The 21,429-nt window shown below is 72.0% G+C and carries 16 protein-coding genes; 6 read left to right on the top strand and 10 right to left on the bottom strand.

All coding sequences use genetic code 11. The features are described from left to right. Positions 1 to 33 precede the first annotated feature (33 nt). Positions 34 to 1,710 carry a PP2C family protein-serine/threonine phosphatase gene (locus AC0699_RS14235; RefSeq protein ID WP_478659659.1) on the top strand — a complete coding sequence of 559 codons (1,677 nt, stop codon included), beginning with the start codon at positions 34 to 36 and terminating at the stop codon, positions 1,708 to 1,710. A gap of 265 nt (positions 1,711 to 1,975) precedes the next feature. On the opposite strand, the gene AC0699_RS14230 is transcribed toward AC0699_RS14235, so the two are convergent. Continuing rightward, positions 1,976 to 3,646 (bottom strand): DUF6777 domain-containing protein, encoded by a 1,671-nt coding sequence (locus AC0699_RS14230; RefSeq protein WP_478659657.1) that lies wholly within the window; start codon positions 3,644 to 3,646, stop codon positions 1,976 to 1,978. A gap of 183 nt (positions 3,647 to 3,829) precedes the next feature. On the opposite strand from AC0699_RS14230, the gene AC0699_RS14225 reads away from it, so the two are divergent. Continuing rightward, the gene (locus tag AC0699_RS14225) at positions 3,830 to 5,143 is read left to right on the top strand and encodes a streptophobe family protein (RefSeq protein ID WP_478659655.1); all 1,314 of its coding nucleotides are present in this window, start codon (positions 3,830 to 3,832) and stop codon (positions 5,141 to 5,143) included. 46 nt (positions 5,144 to 5,189) lie between these two features. On the opposite strand, the gene AC0699_RS14220 is transcribed toward AC0699_RS14225, so the two are convergent. The 7 genes from AC0699_RS14220 to AC0699_RS14190 form a co-directional block, all read right to left on the bottom strand. Next, positions 5,190 to 5,834, bottom strand: a complete 645-nt coding sequence (locus AC0699_RS14220; RefSeq protein ID WP_478659653.1) for an SH3 domain-containing protein — start codon at positions 5,832 to 5,834, stop codon at positions 5,190 to 5,192. A 14-nt stretch (positions 5,835 to 5,848) separates the two neighbouring features. Beyond that, entirely contained in the window at positions 5,849 to 8,218 is a 2,370-nt protein-coding gene (locus AC0699_RS14215) for an FHA domain-containing protein (protein WP_478659651.1), read from the bottom strand. A 164-nt stretch (positions 8,219 to 8,382) separates the two neighbouring features. Continuing rightward, positions 8,383 to 9,534, bottom strand: coding sequence for an XdhC family protein (locus AC0699_RS14210; RefSeq protein WP_478659649.1), 1,152 nt, complete (start codon positions 9,532 to 9,534; stop codon positions 8,383 to 8,385). 98 nt (positions 9,535 to 9,632) lie between these two features. Then, positions 9,633 to 11,096 (bottom strand): NCS2 family permease, encoded by a 1,464-nt coding sequence (locus AC0699_RS14205; RefSeq protein ID WP_478659647.1) that lies wholly within the window; start codon positions 11,094 to 11,096, stop codon positions 9,633 to 9,635. 512 nt (positions 11,097 to 11,608) lie between these two features. Then, positions 11,609 to 14,017 carry a xanthine dehydrogenase family protein molybdopterin-binding subunit gene (locus AC0699_RS14200; protein WP_478659645.1) on the bottom strand — a complete coding sequence of 803 codons (2,409 nt, stop codon included), beginning with the start codon at positions 14,015 to 14,017 and terminating at the stop codon, positions 11,609 to 11,611. A gap of 5 nt (positions 14,018 to 14,022) precedes the next feature. Then, a complete protein-coding gene (locus AC0699_RS14195) occupies positions 14,023 to 14,613 on the bottom strand; it encodes a (2Fe-2S)-binding protein (protein WP_478659643.1) in 591 nt (196 codons plus the stop codon). Between the two features lie 2 nt (positions 14,614 to 14,615). Then, complete coding sequence (locus AC0699_RS14190) at positions 14,616 to 15,506, bottom strand: FAD binding domain-containing protein (protein ID WP_478659641.1); 891 nt, start codon at positions 15,504 to 15,506, stop codon at positions 14,616 to 14,618. Between the two features lie 284 nt (positions 15,507 to 15,790). Between AC0699_RS14190 and AC0699_RS14185 the strand changes: the two genes are divergently transcribed. The 3 genes from AC0699_RS14185 (at position 15,791) to AC0699_RS14175 (ending at position 19,255) form a co-directional block, all read left to right on the top strand. After that, positions 15,791 to 17,509 (top strand): PucR family transcriptional regulator, encoded by a 1,719-nt coding sequence (locus AC0699_RS14185; protein ID WP_478659639.1) that lies wholly within the window; start codon positions 15,791 to 15,793, stop codon positions 17,507 to 17,509. A 439-nt stretch (positions 17,510 to 17,948) separates the two neighbouring features. After that, positions 17,949 to 18,713: a hypothetical protein gene (locus AC0699_RS14180; RefSeq protein ID WP_478659637.1), complete on the top strand. Its 765-nt coding sequence runs from the start codon at positions 17,949 to 17,951 to the stop codon at positions 18,711 to 18,713. A gap of 155 nt (positions 18,714 to 18,868) precedes the next feature. Continuing rightward, the gene (locus AC0699_RS14175; RefSeq protein ID WP_478659635.1) at positions 18,869 to 19,255 is read left to right on the top strand and encodes a hypothetical protein; all 387 of its coding nucleotides are present in this window, start codon (positions 18,869 to 18,871) and stop codon (positions 19,253 to 19,255) included. Between the two features lie 38 nt (positions 19,256 to 19,293). Here AC0699_RS14175 and AC0699_RS14170 read toward each other — a convergent pair whose 3' ends face one another. Next, positions 19,294 to 20,568, bottom strand: a complete 1,275-nt coding sequence (locus tag AC0699_RS14170; protein ID WP_478659633.1) for a WD40 repeat domain-containing protein — start codon at positions 20,566 to 20,568, stop codon at positions 19,294 to 19,296. A 10-nt stretch (positions 20,569 to 20,578) separates the two neighbouring features. Beyond that, positions 20,579 to 21,262 (bottom strand): GntR family transcriptional regulator, encoded by a 684-nt coding sequence (locus tag AC0699_RS14165; RefSeq protein WP_478659631.1) that lies wholly within the window; start codon positions 21,260 to 21,262, stop codon positions 20,579 to 20,581. Between AC0699_RS14165 and AC0699_RS14160 the strand changes: the two genes are divergently transcribed. Beyond that, positions 21,227 to 21,429, top strand: a 203-nt coding sequence (locus AC0699_RS14160) for a hypothetical protein (RefSeq protein WP_478659629.1), incomplete at its 3' end; no start/stop codon positions are given. The genes AC0699_RS14165 and AC0699_RS14160 overlap by 36 nt on opposite strands.

The raw sequence follows: 21,429 nt of genomic DNA, 5'->3' as shown, positions 1-21,429 counted from the left end.
GGTCACCGCCCCGTGAGGGGAGGAGGTGATCGTGTGGCAGCCGATCGTCAGGACTGGTCGGAGGGCCGTCGTGGACTCCGCACGGCCGAGGCCGGCGGGCCGGGTACTGGTGGGCCGGGTAGCTGGGCCCTGGAGGACGTTCTGCAAGGCACCTCGGCCGGCGTCGGCGCGCTCGGCACGGACCTCCGCTATCTCTTCGCCAACCCCGCCTACTGCAGGATCACCGGCGAGTCCCCGGCCGGCCTCGCGGGCCGGACCCCGAGCGCGGTCGCGGAACAGTACATAGGTCCGGCCGGTCTGCTGGCCGATGTGCTCGCCGACGGCATCCCGCGCGCCCGGGCCACCGGCCCCGGTGCCGGCTACCACACCACCTGTCTCCGGCTGGAGAACCACGGGACCGTGACCGGCGTCCTGTGCATCGTGATCCCGACCCCCACCCCCGAGCTGTACGAGGAGCTGGACCTGGCCAGGGCCCGGCTCGCCGCGGCGGACGAGGCCGTCGAGCGCATCGGGAGCTCCCTCGACGAGACCCGCACCTGCCGGGAGCTGGCGGACTTCCTCGAATCCTGGCTGGGGGATGCCGTGGCCGTCGACGTGCTCCCGCCCCCGCCCGCGAAGGGCACGCCGAAGGCGCCCACCCCGGCCAGGATGGTCCGTGCCGCGACGGCCGGCCCCGTCGAACTGCTCGGCGGCCGCTCCCGGAGCAACGAGGAGGCCCGGTCGGCGGCCCGGCGGGCGATGGAGTCCGGACTGCCCGCGACCGAGCACGGCGTCGCGGGCCGCGCCACGGTCCTCGCCGTACCGCTGGGGGCCACCGGCCGGAGCGGCCACGTGCTGGGGGTCGCCCTGCTGGGCCGTACGGGCTCCGCGTTCAGCGCGAACGACATCGCCATGGCCCGGCACGCGGCCCGCCGGGCGACCGTGGGCATCACGCACGCCCGTGAGTTCGAGTCGGAGCAGCGCAAGACCGTCGAGCTGCAGCGCGCTCTGCTGACCGAGCCAGGCAAGCCCCATCCCAACCTCGAGTTCGCCACCCGCTATCTGCCGGTCGGCACCAGCAATCTGGTGGGCGGCGACTGGTTCGAGACCGTACGCCTCCACTACGGGCGGACCTTGCTCGTCATGGGCGACGTGATGGGACACGGCGTCGATGCGGCCGTCGAGATGAACACGTACCGCGCGATGCTGCGCGATGTCGCCGCGGCCGATCTGCCGCCGCACCGGGTGCTGCGCCAGCTCGACCTCGCCATCGCCGACACCAGCGCCCGGCCGGCGACGTGCCTGCTCGTCCGGGTCGACCCGGCCCGCGGAATCGGCTCGTTCTCCAGCGCCGGTCATCTGCCACCCGTCGTCTTCACCAGCGACGGGACGGCGGAGCTCGTCGACGTACCGGCCGGGCCTCCGCTCGGCACCGGTCTCGGGGGGTACGAACTCGTCACCCGCGAGCTCACCCCGGACGACACGCTGCTGCTGTACACGGACGGCCTGGTGGAGCGGCGCGACGAGGACATCGACGAGTCGCTGGCACGGCTGACCCGGGTACGGCAGCCCTGCACCGCACCGGTGGAGGATCTGGTCGACGCGGTGGTGACCACGCTCGACGCGGAGCACGCGGAGGACGATGTCGCGCTGCTCGCCGCCCGCATCCGCCGCCGCCGCCCTGCCCAGGTCACGGAGGAACAGCCGCTCCAGAGCCAGGTGCGGGCCTGACAGGGGTCCGGAGCGAGGACTGGCCGGTCCTGCAGAGCCCCGCAGGACAAGGGGCCTGGCAGGACAAGGGGCCTGGACGGTCGGGCGCAGCAGCATCTGCGCCACGTCGTCGGCGCTGGGAGCGGCACGGTAACGGTCCTCGGTACACCGGGTCGTTGAGCCACGGCAGCGCCCCCCACAAGCGGCCGGCCGAGCAGGTCGCGCCGGGGCGGGCCCGACAGCGCCGCGGCAGCCGGGTTGACGAAGGCGATCCGAGCGACAGGTCCTAGGATCCCTGATTCTGCTCCGGCTCCGCCGGGGCCTCGCCCGGTTCCTCCTGCTGCTCCTCCTGCTGCTGCTCCTCCTGCTGCTCCTGGGTCGGAGGTTCGACCGGCTGCTGCTCCTGGGTGGGAGGTTCGATGGTCGGGGGCGCGGGCTTCGTCGGCTCCGCCGGTTCCGATACTGCCGGTGGCGAAGGTGACGGCTCCGGGGGCGTCAGCCCGGTGGGCGGCACGTTCGGCGTGGTCCCGCCCGTCGTCGCCGGTCCCGTCGTGGGCTTTTCCGGGCTCGGCGACGGGCTCTGCGCCGGCGTCGGCTCGGTGGGGCTCTCGGAGAACTCGTGCTCCGTCGTCTCGCTCTTCGACGGCGTCGGCTTGGTCGGGCTCTTCGGCGGCGTCGAGCCCTTGTCCTTGTCCTTGTCCTTGTCCTTGTCCTTGTCCTTGTCCTTGTCCTTGTCGGTCTCGTCCTTGTCGGTCTTGCCCTTGTCCTTGTCCTTGTCCTTGTCGGTCTCGTCCTTGTCGGTCTCGTCCTTGTCGGTCTTGCCCTTGTCCTTGTCCTTGTCGGTCTTGCCCTTGTCGGTCTCGTCCGTGTCGGTCTCGTCCGTGTCGTCCGTGTCGCCGTCGGGTTCCTCTTCGTCGGCGGGCCCGGTGGGCGTCGGCACGAACGGGGCCGGGACCGGGGTCAGGGGATGACGGGGCGCCGGGGCCGGCTTGTCCGTTCCGCCGGTGGTGTCTCCGCGCTCACGGGCGAAGTACGTCTCGTCCTTGGGGTCGTACGCCACGAAGGTCTTCACGGCGGTCGGCGAGGACTGGATGGCCACGGTGTTGGACGCGCGGTATCCGGGCCAGGCCTCGCCCTTCTGCTGGGGCGTGCCGCCCCGGACGATGACGGGGGGCGCCAGTGGGTTCCCGCAGGCGCACCGCACGCGCGGCACTCCGCGGTCGTCGACGAGGACGGCGGTGCCGGCCTGCAGCACGGCCTGGTAGGGGGTGGCTTTGCCGGCGGCGTAGCTGTGGTTGGTGACCCGGGTGTCCATCCGCAGGGTGAGGGGGGTCAGGGAGCGGAGATAGCCGGGGACCGCGGACGGCGCGATGCCGAGGGCCGACGCGAAGGCGGTGTTCTTGGCGGGCGCGGCGGAGAGTTCGCGGATCTGCATCTCGGTGTCGCAACTGGCGAGCTCACGGGTCCCGCCGTACAGACCGGGGATCGAACCCCGCACGCCTCGGGTGACGTTGCCTTCGGTCGGCGTCGCGGTGGTGGCCCCGCGTGGCAGGACCGCGGCCGGTTGCGCCGTCGCGGTGGCGCGCGCCGTGGACGCCGTGAAGGGGTCGGGGCCGGTCGAACTCGCGGTCTCCAGGAGGACCTCGCCACCGTACGCGGGTTCGGGGCGGGTGAGGACGATGGCGAGGGCGACGGCCGCGGCGAGTACCGCGGCGATCGACGCGATCCTCGGTATGGAGCGCCACCAGGGGCGCCCGTTACCCGTTGCGGCGCCCGCGGGGCCCTCGGGACCTGACGGACCACCGCCGGACGGTCCTGCCCCTCCCCCGCCGCTCGGCGGCCCGCCCGGCGGCCCGCCCGGTGGCTCGGGGGGTGGCGGCGGTGGCGCGGATTCCGGGCCCGACAGCGGTCCGGACGGAGGTCCGGTGGGTCGGCCTGACGGCGGTTGGGCGCTCACGGGCTCTACTTCCCAGACGTCCCGGACTCCCGCGTTCCGGAGGTCCCGGACATCCCAGCTGTCCCAGAGATTCGGAGAAGCCTTCCCCCAATTGTGTGCTCCGCTCCCGCACAGCCCGCAAGCCGGACCGGGGTCGGACCCTCCGGCGCGCGGCGGACGTCTTCGCTGCCTACCGTGGACAGAGTGAGCCAGTACCCATCGACCGCAAGGGCCGGTGCCGCACACACCGTACGGGACTGGCGTGACGCGCTGGTGGCGGTCCTCGCGGGCCTCGCCGCCATGATCGTGGTGGCCGCACTCGGCCTGTGGGCGGCGGGCGGGGCGGACCTTCCCGACGGCGCCTTCCCGCATGTCGTCGCCGCCCTCGTCGTCATGGCGGCCGGCGGCACCGTGGATCTCGCCGGGGACGCGGGCTTCGTCGCCGAGTCGCAGGCCGAACTCGCTGTCATGCCGTTGTCCGTGAGCCTCGTCGGCGCCCTGGTGACGGCCGGGTTGTTCCTGCGGCCGCTGCGGCACCGCGCCGTGGCCCGGACCCGTGAGCTGCTCGGCCGGTTCGTCCAGCTCGCGGTCCTGTGGCTGCTGGGGCTCGCGGGGCTCGCCGGACTGGCCCGGCACACCTTCGAGCTCTCGCTCGGCAAGGACTCCCTGGTCGGTGACATCGGCGACTTCCTCGACGCCTCGCCGAAGGTCGGCTTCCGGGCGGACGTGGGACTCACACTCCTCTTCGGCCTGCTGTGGCTCATCGGTGTGGTCGCGATGGCGCTCCTGGTGTCCCGGAAGGCTCCGCTGCCCACCCGGCTGGTGCGCTTTCAGGAGTCGGTCCGCCCGGCCGCGTTCGCGATGGTCGCGCTGCTGCTCGCGTACGTCGTCGTGGGCCTGTGCGTCGGGCTCGTGGTCGCCGCGACCCGCGGGCACCCGGACCGGACGTTCGCGGTGATCCTGCTGGGCCTGCCCAACATCGCCTGGCCGTCGCTCACCCTCGGCCTCGGCGCCTCCTGGAACGGCCGGGTGGAAGGGCCCTTCGGGCTGCCGATGCCGCAGTCGCTGGACGCTGTCCTGCGCACCGAGGACACGGCGACGCTGAATGTCTCCACGCTCGCCGAGCACAATGCGCAGCTGTGGTGGCTCGTTGTCGTGGCCATCGTCCTGGTGCTCGCCGCGGCGTTCCTCATGGCGGTGCGGTCACCGGCGCGCATGCGGCCGTGGCAGCATGCCCTGCACATGGGCGTGGCACTGGCTCTCACGGTGCTGGTGGTCTGCCTGCTCAGCCCGCTCTCCGCCCGGTTCGCACTGTCCCTGATCGGCATCGGGGACCTCGAGGGGCTGGGCGGCGAGGTGCAGCTGCAGCCCCATCTGTGGACGGCCGTTGGCCTCGGTCTGGTCTGGGGGCTCGTCGCCGGGCCGCTCGGTTCCCTGATGGCCGCCCGGGTACGGCGCCGCGGCGAGGTGGAGACCGCCCCCGGCGTCCCGGCCCGCGACCGGTCGCGGAGGTACTGACCCGTACGATCCGGGTGTGCTGGTGGCGTTCGCCCGCGGCCGGCGTTCACCCGCGGCCGACGCCTCCCTCACCACCGCCCGTACCGGGGGCCGGCGGTGTGGGCCCGCTCGGAGTGACGATCTGCGTCGGCGTCGGGTCGGCGGGCTTCTCCGTCGGGGCTCCGCCCGAGGGCTTGCTGTCCATGGTTGCGTCGTGCGGCGGCGATTCGGTCGCGAAGGTGGCCAGCCGCTTGCCGTCGCAGTACACCCACCGCTCGTGTTCGGCTTCGTACAGCCACACCGCCTCGCCGTCCACGAGCATCCCCACGTGCAGACCGCGGGTGCGTGTGCGGAACGTCTCGCCGTCCATCTGGCCCGTGGCCAACGATTCCACCGCGCTCCGGTACTCGGCCAGGGCTTTCTCAGCCCGGGCGAGCAGCGGCCGCGGGTCCGCCGTACGGGCGAGCGGCTGACCGGCCGCCGGAGGGGCCTGCGGTACGGCGATGAGCAGCCGGCCGTCGACCCAGGCCGACCAGCCGTTGGCGCACAGGATCTGGCCCCAGTCGCCGCGCCGGTCGACGAGCTCGACCGGCAGGAAGGGGTCCAGCGGCGCGCTGGGACGGTTGACGTCGGGGGCCTCCCAGGTGGCGATCCCGTCACCTGGGACGACATGGGTGGGCCGGAAGCCCGGCACGGAAACGGAATCGATCACGTCGTCACCGCTCTCTACTTGCGCATGATCGCGGGCTCATGACGTCGCAGCAGCCGGGCGACGACGAACCAGAGCACGATGGAGAACACCACCAGGACACCCATGCTGATCAGCCACGCGTCGGCGGCGTGCTCGAACAGCGGGTCGGCGAACTTCTCCTCCGGCACGATTCTGCCGAGGTCGATCGTCGCCGCCGAGGCCGCGAAGCCCCACCGGGCCGGCACCAGCCATGTCAGCTGCTCCAGTCCCACCACGCCGTACAGCCTCACCAGAGCACCGCAGAAGACGATCTGGACCATGGTGATGAGCACCAGCAGAGGCATGGTGACCTCTTCCTTGCTCACCAGTGCGGAGACGACGAGGCCGAGCATCATCGCGCAGAACGACAACAGCGCGACGGCCAGGGTGATTTCGATGAGCGGCGGCAACAGGACGCCTTCGCCGCCGGGAGAGTTGAGATTGACGCCGAAAAGTCCGACGAGGGTCATGACGACGGCCTGGACGACCGTGATCACGCCCAGCACCACCACCTTGGACGTCAGATAGGCGGATCTGGACAGACCGACGGCGCGCTCCCGCCGGTAGATGACGCGTTCCTTGACGAGTTCGCGCACCGCGTTCGCCGCCCCGGTCAGGACCGCACCCACGCACAGGACGAGCAGGGCGTAGATCGCGGTTTCCAGATCGAGTTTGCTGCCGGCCATGATCCGCGCCATCGCGCCCATCCCGAACGGCAGCGCGACCATGACGAGCAGGAACGTCCGGTCGGTGCTCAGCACGGCCGCGTAACGCCGTACGAGGGTCTGCAGTTGGGCGACCCACCTCTGCGATTTGGGCGGGGGCTGCGCGAAACCCTGGGGCAGCCGCTCGCGGGCGAGCCGGGGCTGCATGCTCGAGTCGACGTACTGGCGGTAGAACGGCGATGCGAGGTACTGCCCCGCCCAGTCGCGTCCGCGATCGTTCTCGAACGCCTCGAAGGCTTCGGGCCACTCCTCGAAGCCGAAGAAGGCGAGGGCGTCCTCGGGTTTGCCGAAGTAGGCGACCCGGCCGCCGGGCGCCATCACGAGCAGCCGGTCGCACACCTCGAGGCTGAGCACGCTGTGGGTGACGACGATGACCGTACGGCCGTCGTCGGCGAGGCCTCGCAGCATGTTCATCACCGAGCGGTCCATCCCGGGGTCGAGGCCGGAGGTGGGCTCGTCGAGGAAGAGCAGCGACGGCTTCGTCAGCAGCTCCAGGGCGACGCTGACCCTCTTGCGCTGGCCGCCGGAGAGGCTGTGAATGGTCTGGTCCCCCCGCTGTTCGAGGCCCAGCTCACGGATGACCTCATCGACCCGTGCCTCGCGTTCCGCGGGCGTGGTGTCCTCGGGGAAGCGCAGTTCGGCGGCGTAACCGAGGGCCCGCCGGACGGTGAGCTGGATGTGCAGGATGTCGTCCTGCGGTACGAGTCCGATACGCCGGCGCAGCTCGGCGTAGTCGCGGTACAGGTCGCGGCCGTCGTAGAGGACGGTGCCGTGGTCGGCCGGGCGCAGCCCGGTGAGCGCGTTGAGCAGGGTCGACTTTCCGGCGCCGCTGGGTCCGACGACGGCGAGCAGGCACTTCTCGCCGACGGGGAACGAGACATGTTCGAGGAGAACCTTGCGGCCCTCGTCGACGGCGACGGCGAGATCCTGGACGTCCAGCGAGACCTCGCCGGAATCGACGAACTCCTGCAGCTCGTCGCCGACGAGGCGGAACGCGGAGTGGCCGACGCCGATGATGTCCCCGGCGGAGACCGTGGCGAGGGTGATGGGCTGCCCGTTGAGATAGGTGCCGTTGTGGCTGCCGACGTCGGCGATCTCGAACGTACCGTCCGGATGGAAGCGCAGTTCGGCGTGGCGGCGGGAGACCACGAGGTCGTCGATGACGACGTCGTTGTCGGCGCCGCGGCCGATGCGGACCGTTCGGGTGGGCAGCGGGCGCACGGTGGTGGGCTGCTGGAACGTGCCGGTGGCGGAGGGCATGGAGACGGCGGAGAGGCGGGCCTCGCCGGGCGGGCGCGGCGGCGCGGGCTCCGGCGGGGACGCCGAGCCGACGAGGACCGCGCGCGGACCGTCGTCGGGGTTGCCGAACCGTATGACGGTGCCGGGACCCACGTCCGACTCCTGGATGCGGCAGCCCTCCGCGTAGGTGCCGTTGGTGCTGTGCGCGTCCTCCAGCGTCCATTGGCCGGCCACGGTCCTGAGGACGGCGTGGTGCCACGACACCCGGGCGTCGTCGAGGACGATCTCGCTCATGGGGTCGCGGCCGACGTGGTACACCCGGCCCGGGCTCATCAACGTCGAGCCCCCGTCGGTTTCGATGACCAGCTCGGGCGCGGTCGGCGCTGCGGGCCGCTCAGCCATGCCTCGATCTTATCTTTTGATCTCTTTGCTCGCCCGATGTCGGCTTTGCCCGCCTGATGTCGGCCCGCCGGCGCGGCGGACCGGGGTCGGGCGGTGACGAGGACGACCTCGGTCGCTTCAGCACGGACCTGACCGGACCGGGGTGCCGACCGGGCGGCCCGCCGTCAGGCCACGGAGGGGACGACCTGGGCCGGTATGCGCCGCTCGTCGTGATGGATCGGGGTGTGCGCGCCGGTCAGTGAGATCCCGCTGCCACCGCGCCGGCCGGCGACGATCTCCGCCGCGATCGACAGGGCCGTCTCCTCGGGCGTACGGGCGCCCAGGTCGAGGCCGATCGGCGAGCGCAGCCTGGCGAGTTCCAGCTCGGTGACGCCGACCTCGCGCAGCCGTGTGTTGCGGTCCTCGTGGGTGCGGCGGGAGCCCATCGCGCCGACGTAGGCGACGGGCAGCTTCAGCGCCAGTTCCAGCAGGGGCACGTCGAACTTGGCGTCATGGGTGAGGACGCACAGCACCGTGCGGCCGTCGGTCTCCGTCGACTCCAGGTATCTGTGCGGCCAGTCGACGACGATCTCGTCCGCCTCGGGGAAGCGCACCTTCGTCGCGAAGACCGGGCGGGCGTCGCACACGGTCACGTGGTAGCCGAGGAACTTCCCGACCCGTACCAGCGCGGACGCGAAGTCGATCGCACCGAAGACGATCATCCGGGGGGCGGGGACGCTCGACTCGACGAGCAGGGTCAGCGGCCGCCCGCAGCGGGCGCCGTCGGCGCCGATGACGGCGGTGCCGGTACGGCCCGCGTCCAGCATCGCGCGGGCCTCGCCGGCGGCGGTGCGGTCCAGTTCCGGGTGGCCGCCGAGGCGGCCGTCGTACGAGCCGTCCGTACGGACGAGCAGGGCGCGGCCCATCAGCTCGGCGGGTCCGTCGGTGATCCGCGCGACCGCCGCTGCCTCCCCTCGCGCGGCGGCGGTCAGCGCGGCCGCGAAGATCTCCCTGGCGGGAGAGTCCGCGCGTACCGGGGTGACGAGGATGTCGATGATCCCGCCGCAGGTCAGACCGACGGCGAAGGCATCCTCGTCGCTGTACCCGAAGCGCTCGAGCACGGTTTCGCCGTCCTCGAGCGCCTGCCGGCACAGGTCGTACACGGCGCCCTCGACGCATCCCCCGGAGACCGACCCGACCGCCGAGCCCTCGCCGTCGACGGCGAGCGCGGCACCGGGCTGACGGGGCGCACTGCCGCCGACCGCCACCACGGTGGCGACGGCGAAGTCACGCCCTTGCTCGACCCACCGGTGCAGCTCGTCGGCGATGTCCAGCATGTCGGTCTCCTCAGGGGGTCAAAGAATGCGCGGAGGGCTGGGTCCCGTCCGCCCGATCTTGCCTCGGGCTCGATCGGGCGGACAGGACCTGGGCGGGGTCAGTGGACCCCCAGCCACCCTTCGATCGGGTTGAGGGCGAAGAACACGATGAAGATCGCGGTCAGGCCCCACATGAAGCCGCCCACTTCACGGGCCTTGCCCTGGGCGGCCTTGATGGCGACGTAGGAGATGACACCGGCGGCCACACCCGGGGTGATGCTGTAGGTGAACGGCATCAGCACGACGGTGAGGAAGACCGGGATGGCGACCGAGCGGTCGCTCCAGTCCACGTGCTTGGCGTTCTGCATCATCATCGCGCCGATGACGACCAGGGCCGCGGAGGCGACCTGGGGCGGCACGATCGCGGTCAGCGGGGTGAAGAAGAGGCACGCGGCGAAGAACAGGCCGGTGACGACCGAGGCGAGGCCGGTCCTGGCGCCCTCTCCGACGCCGGTGGCCGATTCGACGAACACGGTCTGGCCGGAGCCGCCCGAGACACCGCCGATCGCACCGCCGGCACCGTCGATGAACAGCGCCTTCGACAGACCGGGCATCCGGCCCTTGTCGTCGGCGAGGTTGGCCTCGGTGCCGACACCGATGATGGTGGCCATGGCGTCGAAGAAGCCGGCCAGCACCAGCGTGAAGACGATGAAGCCGACGGTGATCGCCCCGACGTCGCCCCAGCCGCCGAACTCGACGTGTCCGAAGAGCGAGAAGTCGGGCATGGAGACCGCGCTGCCGCCGAGCTCCGGCGGGGCCATGTTCCACGCCTTGGCGTCGAGGCCGGCCACGTTGTGGACGACGACCGCGACCACGGTGCCGACGACGATGCCGATCAGGATCGCGCCGGGGATCGCGCGGGCCTGCAGCATGAAGATCAGGAGCAGGGTGAAGCAGAAGATCAGGACGGGCCAGCCCGCGAGCTCGCCGCCGACGCCGAGGGTGACCGGCGGTCCGAACTCCGAGCCCTTGCCGACGAAGCCCGACTTGACGAGGCCGATCAGGGCGATGAACAGGCCGATGCCCATGGTGATGCCGTGCTTCAGCGGGAGCGGGATCGCGTTCATGATCAGCTCACGCAGACCGGTGACCACCAGGAGGCAGATCACCAGGCCGTACGCCACACACATGGCCATGGCCTGCGGCCAGGTCATCTGGGGCACTACTTGCGAGGCGAGAACGCCGGAGACGCTCAGGCCGGCCGCGAGGGCGAGCGGAACCTTGCCGACGAAGCCCATCAGCAAGGTGGTCGCGGCGGCCGCGAAGGCAGTCGCAGTGATGAGTCCCGGCTGGCTGAGGACGTTGCCCGCAACGTCCTTGCCATTGAGGATCAGGGGGTTGAGCAAGAGGATGTACGCCATCGCCATGAAGGTGGTGATGCCGCCGCGCACCTCACGCGCGACCGTCGATCCTCTTTCGGATATGTGAAAGTACCGGTCGAGCCAAGACCTACCGGCGGGGACGTGCGAGCCGGGGCCCGCGTCCTCCGATGCGGTCCTGGGCTCCACTGACGACTGGGTCATGGTGCCTACTCCCAAGGTTCAAAGGGGCACCCGCATAAGACTTGGAACGTCAGACAAGCTGCGGGATTTGGGATCTTGCGTTGGCTGCACGACCCGGGGGACGGCCCGAGACGAACGGGGCTGCAGATCGGGGAGCCACGGGGACTGGCTCGACTCTGCAGTTCTTCGGGTGTTGCTGGGTGTTGCTGTGTGTTGTTGCTGACCGCGAGCGGTGCGGCTCCGGGTTGAAGGCGGTCCGGGAACGAGTCCCCGGGAACCACCTCCGCTCCGGACGGAGGAGGGGTCCAGGGGACGGGTCCCCAGGTCACCTCCCCCGGAGAGGGAAGCGGCCCGGGAGACAAGTCCCACGAACCACCTCCGCCCCGGAGGGGAAAGCGGCCCCGGGAGACGAGTCCCCAGGTCACCTCCCCCGGAGAGGAAAGCGGCCCGGGAGACGAGTCCCCGGGTCACCTCCCCCGGAGGGGGTTATGGGGGGCCGGGGGGACGAAGTCCCCCCAGCACCCCCGGGAGGGTTACGTGCCGGTGAGGTGCTCGGGGCGTACCGGCGTCCTGTTGAGCTCCAGACCCGTCGCGTTCCGGATCGCCGCGAGGACGGCCGGGGTGGACGACAGGGTCGGGGCCTCGCCGATGCCACGGAGCCCGTACGGGGCGTGCTCATCGGCGAGTTCGAGCACATCGACCGGGATGGTCGGCGTGTCGAGAATCGTGGGGATCAGATAGTCCGTGAAGGAGGGGTTGCGCACCTTCGCGGTCTTCGGGTCGACGATGATCTCCTCCATGACCGCCACGCCCAGGCCCTGGGTGGTGCCGCCCTGGATCTGGCCGACGACGGACAGCGGGTTGAGCGCCTTGCCGACGTCCTGGGCGCAGGCCAGCTCGATGACCTTGACCAGGCCCAGCTCCGTGTCCACCTCGACGACCGCGCGGTGCGCGGCGAACGAGTACTGGACGTGGCCGTTGCCCTGACCGGTGCGCAGGTCGAAGGCCTCGGTGGGACGGTGGCGCCACTCGAGCTCCAGCTCGACGGCCTCGTCCTCCAGCACATCGACCAGGTCGGCGAGGACCTCGCCGCCGTCGGTGACGACCTTGCCGCCTTCGAGCAGCAGCTCGGCGGTGGCCCAGGCCGGGTGGTAGGAACCGAACTTGCGGCGGCCGATCTCCAGGACCTTCTCGCGGACGGCCTCGCAGGAGTTCTTGACCGCGCCGCCGGTGACGTACGTCTGGCGGGAGGCCGAGGTGGAGCCGGCGGAGCCGACCTGCGTGTCGGCCGGGTGGATCGTCACCTGTGTGACGCCCAGCTCCGTGCGGGCGATCTGGGCGTGGACGGTGACACCGCCCTGGCCGACCTCCGCCATCGCGGTGTGCACGGTCGCGACCGGCTCACCGTTGATGACCTCCATGCGCACCTTGGCGGTGGAGTAGTCGTCGAAGCCCTCGGAGAATCCGACGTTCTTGATGCCGACCGCGTAGCCGACGCCGCGGACGACGCCCTCACCGTGTGTCGTGTTGGACAGACCGCCGGGCAGGGCGCGTACGTCCGCGTCACCGCCGGCGACCTCCCACTGGCGCTCCGGCGGGAGCGGGCGGGCCTTGATGCGGCGCAGCAGCTCGGCCACCGGGGCCGGCGAGTCGACCGGCTGGCCGGTCGGCATGATCGTGCCCTGCTCCATGGCGTTCAGCTGCCGGAACTCGACCGGGTCGATACCCAGCTCCGCCGCCAGCTTGTCCATCTGCGCCTCGTAGGCGAAGCACGCCTGGACCGCGCCGAAGCCGCGCATCGCGCCACAGGGCGGGTTGTTGGTGTAGAGCGCGATCGCCTCGATGTCGACGTCGTCGATGACGTACGGGCCGACGGAGAGGGAGGAGGCGTTGCCGACGACCGCCGGGGAGGCCGACGCATAGGCGCCGCCGTCCAGGACGATCCTGCACTTCATGTGCGTGAGCTTGCCGTCCTTGGTGGCGCCGTGCTCGTAGTAGAGCTTCGCCGGGTGGCGGTGGACGTGCCCGAAGAAGGACTCGAACCGGTTGTAGACGATCTTGACCGGCTTGCCGGTGCGCAGCGCCAGCAGGCAGGCGTGGATCTGCATCGACAGGTCCTCGCGGCCGCCGAAGGCGCCGCCGACGCCGGAGAGCGTCAGCCGGACCTTCTCCTCGGGCAGGCCGAGGACCGGGGCGATCTGGCGGAGGTCCGAGTGCAGCCACTGGGTGGCGACGTACAGGTCGACACCGCCGTCCTCGGCGGGTACGGCGAGGCCGGACTCGGGGCCGAGGAAGGCCTGGTCCTGCATGCCGAACGTGTACTCGCCCTTGACGATCACGTCGGCGCGCTTGGCGGCCTCGGCCGCGTTGCCGCGGACGATCGGCTGGCGGTGCACGATGTTCGGGTGCGGGACGTGACCGATGTGGTGGTCGTCGCGGCCCTCGTGGACCAGGACCGCGCCGGGCGCGGTCGCCGAGGCCTCGTCGGTGATGACCGGCAGCTCGGCGTACTCGATCTTGATCTTGGCGGCGGCACGGCGCGCGGTCTCCGGATGGTCGGCGGCGACCAGGGCCACCGGCTCACCGTGGTGGCGGACCTTCTTGTGCGCGAGGACCGGGGTGTCCTGGATCTCCAGGCCGTAGTTCTTCATCGCGGCCGGCAGGTCGTCGTACGTCAGCACCGCGTAGACGCCGGGCATCGCCACGGCCTCGGAGATGTCGATCGACTTGATCTCGGCGTGCGCGACGGTGGAGCGCAGCGTCTGGCCCCAGAGCATGTCCTCGTGCCACATGTCCGAGGAGTACGCGAACTCACCGGTGACCTTGAGGGTGCCGTCGGGGCGCAGCGTGGACTCGCCGATGCCGCCCTTGGTCTGCGATCCCTGGGTGACCTTGGTGGGTGTGCCTGCCGGGACGGCGGCGACTCGTGGATTCAGCGCCATGGTGCTCAGACCGCCTCTTCCTGACGGGCGGCCGCGAGGCGGACCGCGTCGAGGATCTTCTCGTAACCGGTGCAGCGGCAGAGGTTGCCGGAGAGCGCTTCACGGATGTCCGCGTCGGACGGGGAGGCGTTGCGCTCCAGCAGCTCGTCGGCCGCGACCAGCAGACCCGGGGTGCAGAAGCCGCACTGCACGGCGCCGGCGTCGATGAACGCCTGCTGGATCGGGGCGAGCTCGGTGCCCTCGCCGGTCTGCGAGTCGGTGCCCTTGGCGGTCCAGCCCTGCGCCTCCTGCAGCGAGGTGCCGCCGCAGGCGCCGGTGCCACAGGCACCGCCGTGCTCGGAGCGCTGCTTGGCGAAGTCCGCCAGACCCTCGACGGTGACGACCTCGCGGCCCTCGACCTGACCGGCGGCGACCAGACACGAACAGACCGGCACCCCGTCGAGGCGGACCGTGCAGGAGCCGCACTCGCCCTGCTCACAGGCGTTCTTGGAACCGGGCAGGCCCAGGCGCTCACGCAGCACGTAGAGGAGGCTCTCGCCCTCCCAGACGTCGTCGGCTTCCTGCTTACGGCCGTTGACCGTGAAATTCACGCGCATGGTTATGCAGCTCCTTCAAGCGTGCGGCCGGTGCCGCGGTACTGCTCCCAGGTCCAGCCGAGCGTGCGGCGGGCCATGATGCCGACCGCGTGACGGCGGTACTTGGCGGTGCCACGGACGTCGTCGATCGGGTTGCAGGCGGCGGAGGCCAGCTCCGCGAACTGCTTGGCGATCGAGGGAGTGATGATCTTGCCGCTCTCCCAGAAGCCGCCTTCTTCGAGCGCGGCGTTCAGGAACTCCTCGGCGGCCTTGGCGCGCACCGGGGTGGGCGCGGCCGAGCCGATGCCGGTCTTCACCGTGCGGGTCTCGGGGTGCAGAGCGATACCGAAGGCGCACACCGCGATGACCATCGCGTTGCGGGTGCCGACCTTCGAGTACTGCTGAGGCCCGTCGGCCTTCTTGATGTGGACGGCCCTGATGAGCTCGTCCGGGGCGAGCGCGTTGCGCTTCACGCCGGTGTAGAACTCGTCGATCGGGATGAAGCGCGCCCCCCGTACCGACTCGACCTCGACCTCGGCGCCGGCGGCCAGCAGGGCCGGGTGGGCGTCACCGGCCGGGGACGCGGTGCCGAGGTTGCCGCCGACGCCGCCGCGGTTGCGGATCTGCGGCGAGGCGACGGTGTGCGAGGCGAGCGCCAGGCCGGGCAGCTCGGCCCGCAGGTTCTCCATGATCTGGGTGTACGGAACGGAGGCGCCCAGGCGGACGTTCTCCTCGCCGACTTCCCATTCGCGCAGCTCGACGATGCGGTTCAGGTCCAGGAGGTACTCGGGCCGCCGGTGGTCGAAGTTGATCTCGACCATGATGTCGGTGCCACCCGCAATGGGCACAGCGGTGGGGTGCTCTGCCTTGGCGGCGAGCGCCTCCTCCCAGCTGGCGGGGCGAAGGAAGTCCATGAGTGGCTCTCTTCTACGTGATTCGGTCGTTCTCAGGGGCTGGGGACGGCCGGCCCTCGACTGGTTATTCATGTCCTGTTAACGCGGTGTGGCCCAAGTACACAAGCACCGCCCCGCCCGGTGCAGTCACCGAAACCATGAAGGAGTTGGCTGGTCGCCACCCTCGTCTTGTAGATTCGAACGAAAGGCGAGGCTCAGTAACCTCTCCGTTTTCCTCCCGAAACCAACGGCACACCCATCAGCACAGTCCAACGGCAACAACGAGACAGATCGGCGGCGACGAGATGCGGCTGCGCGCACTGCTGGAGACCGACGCGCTGGGACTGCGGCTGCTCGGCGGCGACGACGAGCTGGACCGCACCGTCCGCGGCGTGATGACGACCGACCTACGGGACCCGAGCCGCTATCTCTCGGGCGGTGAGCTGGTCCTCACCGGGCTCGCCTGGCGACGCACCGCCGATGATTCCGAGCCTTTTGTACGTATTCTCGCAAGCGCTGGGGTCGCGGGACTCGCGGCGGGCGAGGCGGAGCTCGGAGACATCCCCGACGACCTCGTGCAGGCGTGCGTACGGCACCGGCTGCCACTGTTCGCGGTCAATGAGGACGTTGCGTTCGCGACGATCACCGAGTATGTGGTGCGACAGGTTTCCGGCGAGCGGGCCGGGGACCTGGCCGCCGTCGTCGACCGGCACCGCCGGCTGATGACCTCCGGACCCACGGGCGGCGGCCCCGAGGTGGTTCTCGACCTCCTGGGCTCCGACCTGGACCTTCGGGCCTGGGTCCTCTCCCCCACCGGCCGGCAGATCGCGGGCGCCGGTGAGCCGCTGACCGCCGAGGTAAGCGCCGCGCTCGCCGCCGAGCATCTGGCGGCGACCCGCACCGGGCGGCGCGGCCCGCACCGCGCGACCGCCGCGGGCGTCACGTATTCGCTCTTCCCGATCCGTAACACCGGACGCGGCGCCGTCCCGGCGTCCCGGGACGTCCGCGAGACCGTGCTGTCCGACTGGCTGCTCGCGGTCGAGGCCGACGCCTCCGACTGGCCCGCGGCCCGCCTCGACCTGCTGCAGGGCGTCACCCAGCTGATCGCCGTCGAGCGGGACCGGCGCGAGGCGGCCCGTACGGTACGGCGCCGGCTCGCCCAGGAGGTCCTGGAACTCGTCCAGGCCGGCGCCGCGCCCGCCGAGATCGCGGCCCGGCTGCGGGTAGCCGCACCCGTACTGCTCCCCGGCCTCGGCACCGCGCCGCACTGGCAGGTCGTCGTCGCGCGCGTCGAGTGGGAGCAGGAAGACGGCGGGGCCCCGATCGAGGCCGGCCCCGTCACCCAGTCGCTGCTGGAGGAGATCCTGGTCGACCCCGCGACGACGGGTTCGGACTCCGCCGACCGCATCGCCGTGGCGCACACCGGGGACGAGGCGATCGCGCTCGTGCCCCTGCCCGCGGTCACCGTCACCGCGGACGCCGACCTGCTCGACAGCCCGCCCGCCGACGTGGCAGACATGGCCGACATCGGGCTGCACGCGGACGCCCTGCTCGCCGCCGTCCGCGAGCCCCTGTCCGCGGGGCTCGACGGGGACGGCCGCCTCACCCTCGGCGTCAGCGCCGCCGTCCACTCGGCGGAGGGCCTGCGCGGCGCCCTGGAAGAGGCCCGGCACGCCCGCCGCGTCGCCGCGGCACGCCCGGGCCGGGTGTGCGCGGCCGGCCACCACGAGCTCGCCTCGCACGTCCTGCTGCTGCCGTTCGTCCCCGACGACGTACGCCGGGCCTTCACGGCACGTCTCCTCGACCCGCTGCGCGACTACGACCGCAGGCACCGGGCGGAACTCATCCCGACACTGGAGGCGTTCCTGGACTGCGACGGCTCCTGGACGCGCTGTGCGACCCGGCTGCACCTGCATGTGAACACGCTGCGGTACCGGGTAGGCCGGATCGAGCAGCTGACGGGGCGGGACCTGTCGCGACTCGAGGACAAGCTGGACTTCTTCCTCGCGCTGCGGATGTCCTAGCGAAGCAGGGGGTACGCGGTACCCCCCCGGCGGGGGCGGCAGCTTCGCGCCGCGCCACACGCGACCCGTCCCGTGGGCCAGGACCGGGCGCCGGGCCCAAGCCCACGGCACACAGCGCCTCCGGAGTTCGGGGTTCGGGGTTCGGGGCAGCCGCTTCGCACCGCGGAACCTTCGCCTCCGGCGAGGGAGTTCGGCCGCGGCCGGGCTCCCAGGGCGCCGGGTGTCAAACGGCATACGCCCGTTCACCCGAAATGACGACAAGCGGATCAGTGGGCCGTTGAATTCCGGCGAATTCCATCCGCCTGTACCGGTCAAACCCACGGCGATTGTGAATTCATTCACCAGAACCCTTGGCCCGGCACGCCGATCCATGCTGAGATTCGGTCTGACTCAACAGCACAATGGCGCGCTCGGGGAGGGCAATGTGGCGCATACCGCCATGTCTGGTTCCGGAACCACAGCAGGTGACGATCCACTCCAGACCGCGGTATGGCGGCTGCGTTCGCGCGGCTGTTGGGCCGACGCGGCGGCGCTGCTCGCCCCGCACACGAGGTCTCCCGCGCTCACGCTGCAGCGCGCGGCACTGCTCGTCGAGCGCTGTCTGTTCACCGGCAAGGGCTGGGAGGACGCGGAGGACGCCCTGCGTGCCGCGGAGGCCGCGGCCGGCGACGACGACGAGCGGGGCGCGGCGGCCTGCGAACGTGGGCAACTCGCGTACGCGTCGACCGTGCTGAGCGTGCGCGACCGGGCGGACGAGGCACGCGCCGCGCTCGGCCGGGCGGCCGCCCTGCTCGATCCGGCCGCGCCCGGCCGCCCTCTCCTGGACTTCCGCCGCGGTCTGATCGCCGAACACCTCGCCGACTCCCCGCAGGCCGCCCGCGCCGCCTACCACCGCGCGCACGCGGGCGCCGTCGCCCACGGCGACACCCTGCTGCTCTCGTTCACCTGGCGCCATCTCGCCGCGCTCGCGCTGCGCGACGGCGAACTGGCCGAGGCCCGGCACGGCTTCACGGAGTCTCTCCGTATCCGCGAGGAGCTGGGCTATCTCATCGGCACGGCCCCGGCTCTCGCCGCCCTCGCCGACACCGAACCGGAACCGGAGGCCGGCCGGTTGCGCGCCGAGGCCGCCCGGCTGTTCCGGTTGCTGGGCGGCGTACCGACGTGGCTCGCGGACCAGTTGGCACCACCGGCGCCGGCGGCCTGACGCATCCCGTCCGGCACGGACCGGCAAACCCCTCCCGAGCCGCCGGACTTGCGACCTTCGGCTCGCCTCCCGGGCGGACGCCGCGACGAAAGTCGCGGGCGCGATCGTCCTTCGAGCCGACGAGGCCCGGCGGCACGGCCCCTAGCGTGATCCGCATGAACAGTGACACGGGGGAAACCGCCGACGGGCGGACGTGGAAGCGCACCGCCCTGGGCGTCGCGGCGGGGCTTTGCGCCGCGGGGGCCGTCTGCGCGGTCGCGTGGTGGCTGGGCTGGGGGATGCGCTGGGGCACGGCCTGGCTCTCCGCCAAAGCCGCCGTGAAGGTGGGCTTCTTCGTCGCCGCGGGAGGCATCGGGGTCCTCTCCGTGTGGTGGCGCAAGCGCAGCGAAGCACAGGCCGAAGGGCCGGACAAAGCACACGCCGACGGGCCGGGCGAAGCACACGCCGAAGGACAGACCGAAGCTCAGGGCGAGGCACAGACCAAAGCTCAGGGCGAAGCACAGACCGAAACGCAGAGCGAAGGTCCGAAAGAGACGCGCTGAAGCCCGTGGGCGGCCCGCGTGGCAGTCCGCGCCCGACGTCAGTGAGCAGACCGCGCCGTCAGGCGGATCAGTGCCTCGTCCGTGCCGATGACCACCGACCGGTCCGCGACCACCGCCACCGCGCGGACCGGCGGGCCCGGGCGGAAGCCCAGGACCTCGCGCGTGCCGAAGTCGTGGAGTTCCACGAGGCCGTCGGCCCAGGCGACCGCCAGGGCCGGGCCCTCGCCCGAGAGGGCGACCACGGGACAGGAACGCTCGGCGAGAGGGGCGGACGCCGTAGGCCTGCCCGGGGACCAGGTGCGGACCGTGCCGTCCGCTCCTCCGCTGCAGACCAGCGGTTCGGGACGGCGGACCACGGTCAGGCAGGTGACCCGGCCGCGGTGCGGGGCCGCCTGGTGCACGCCCCGCGGACCGAACGCGTGCAGCGAGCCGTGCCGGTCCCCGGCGAGTACGAGGCCGTCGGTGGCGGCCAGCGCCGTGCCCGGGTGCTTCTCCAGCGTGGCGGTGACGGCTTCCGTCAGGGGCGTACGGCCGTGGGTGTGCAGGCGTCCCCGCTCGTCCAGCATCAGCAGCGTGCCGTCGGGTACGGGCGCGAGTGCTTTGATCCGCACGGGCATGGGGACGGAGCCCGCCGCGGGCTCGGCGTCGGCCGGGTGCAGCGAGCGGACCGTACCGCGCTGGTCCGCCACCAGGAGATGGCCCGCCCAGCGGCCGGTGCCGTTGGCCAGTGCGGCCACCGGACCCGGCCAGGGCGGGCTGACGTCGCCGCGTATCCGGGTCCAGTCGGCCTGCCAGGGCGCGTCGGCGGCGAGTGCGGTGAGGGCGGGGCGCAGCCGCGGGTCCGCGTCGTCGCCGAGGGCGGTGAGCAGGACCAGGGCCCGCCCGGAGACCGGCTGGTCGCGGATCAGCGACGGGCCGGCCCGGAACCAGGCCGACCGCAGCCCGCCGTGGTCGTCCGGCGGGTCGCCGTGGTGCTCGTACGCGGTCGTCACCCGTGACGGGTCCGCGGCGCACACCGCGGCGGGGTCGTCCAGGGCCGGCGCGGCGCCGGCCACGTCCGCCGCCTGCGACCGGGTCCCGGTGATCAGCTCGATGTGGCCCAGATCCCTGAGCGCGCACACGAGTTCGGCGATCGCGTCCGGATCGTGGGCGGCGTTCAGATCGGGCAGGACGACCACCCTCCGGCGGGCGTCGGCCGTCAGGGCACCGACCAGCTCGCCCGGTGTCCGCGCGGCCACTCCGAGCTGGTTCGCCAGGGCCCACACCGCACCTCGTACGCTCTGGCCCGCGAGCGGAACAACCGCGTCCGGCAACGGCCCCGCCTCAGCCGTCCGCGCCGGTGAAATGTTCCCGCACCAGCGAGTTCACCACCGCCAGGTCCTGAGCGATCAGCGCCTCCAGCAGCGCCGAGTGTTCGGCCGCGTCGGCGACGAGGTCCGCCCTGCGGGGGGCCGGGGCGCTCACCAGCGGCCACTGGGAACGGCGGTGGAGATCGTCCGCGACGGCGACGAGCTGGTCGTTGCCGGCGAGGGAGAGGACCGCCCGGTGGAAGGCGCGATCGGACTCGGCGTAGCTGGCACGGTCGCCGACGGCCGCGGCGGCCGCGGTCGCCTCGGCGAGGGGCCACAGCTCCGCCCAGCGGGCGGCCGGGACGGTGCGGGCGAGGCGGAGCATGACCGGGACCTCGAGGAGGGCACGGACCTCTGCCAGCTCGGCGAGCTCGCGGGCGCTGCGCAGGGTGACGCGGAAGCCGCGGTTCGGGATGGTCTCGACCGCGCCTTCGAGGGCGAGCTGCTGCATCGCCTCGCGTACGGGGGTGGCGGAGACGCCGAAGCGCATCCCGAGGGCGGGCGCGGAGTAGACCTCGCCGGGGCGCAGTTCACCGCTGACGAGGGCGGCCCGCAGGGCCTGAAGGATCTGGCCTCGTACGGAATGGCGGCGTACGACGGTGCCGGGTGCGGGTGGCTCGCCGTGCGTGTGCTCACCGCGGACCTGCTCGGCCCGCACCTGGCCGCCCTGAAGCTGCTCACCGCGCGCCTGCCCACCGCGGTCCTGGCCCGGGATCCCGCCCGGGACCTGCTCACCGCGGACCTGCTCGGCCCGCACCTGGCCGCCCTGAAGCTGCTCACCGCGCGCCTGCCCACCGCGGTCCTGGCCCGGGATCCCGCCCGGGA

This window comes from Streptomyces sp. NPDC043870 (assembly GCF_056435785.1).
The sequence above is the reverse complement of the archived record's forward strand: the minus strand, read 5'-3'. Positions and strand labels throughout refer to the sequence as shown.

Coding starts and splice junctions, on each gene's coding strand:
- AC0699_RS14200 (WP_478659645.1), bottom strand. CDS start 14,017: ATGGCGCTGAATCCACGAGTCGCCGCCGTCCCGGCAGGCACACCCACC.
- AC0699_RS14205 (WP_478659647.1), bottom strand. CDS start 11,096: ATGACCCAGTCGTCAGTGGAGCCCAGGACCGCATCGGAGGACGCGGGC.
- AC0699_RS14195 (WP_478659643.1), bottom strand. CDS start 14,613: ATGCGCGTGAATTTCACGGTCAACGGCCGTAAGCAGGAAGCCGACGAC.
- AC0699_RS14180 (WP_478659637.1), top strand. CDS start 17,949: ATGTCTGGTTCCGGAACCACAGCAGGTGACGATCCACTCCAGACCGCG.
- AC0699_RS14190 (WP_478659641.1), bottom strand. CDS start 15,506: ATGGACTTCCTTCGCCCCGCCAGCTGGGAGGAGGCGCTCGCCGCCAAG.
- AC0699_RS14175 (WP_478659635.1), top strand. CDS start 18,869: ATGAACAGTGACACGGGGGAAACCGCCGACGGGCGGACGTGGAAGCGC.
- AC0699_RS14210 (WP_478659649.1), bottom strand. CDS start 9,534: ATGCTGGACATCGCCGACGAGCTGCACCGGTGGGTCGAGCAAGGGCGT.
- AC0699_RS14215 (WP_478659651.1), bottom strand. CDS start 8,218: ATGGCTGAGCGGCCCGCAGCGCCGACCGCGCCCGAGCTGGTCATCGAA.
- AC0699_RS14185 (WP_478659639.1), top strand. CDS start 15,791: ATGCGGCTGCGCGCACTGCTGGAGACCGACGCGCTGGGACTGCGGCTG.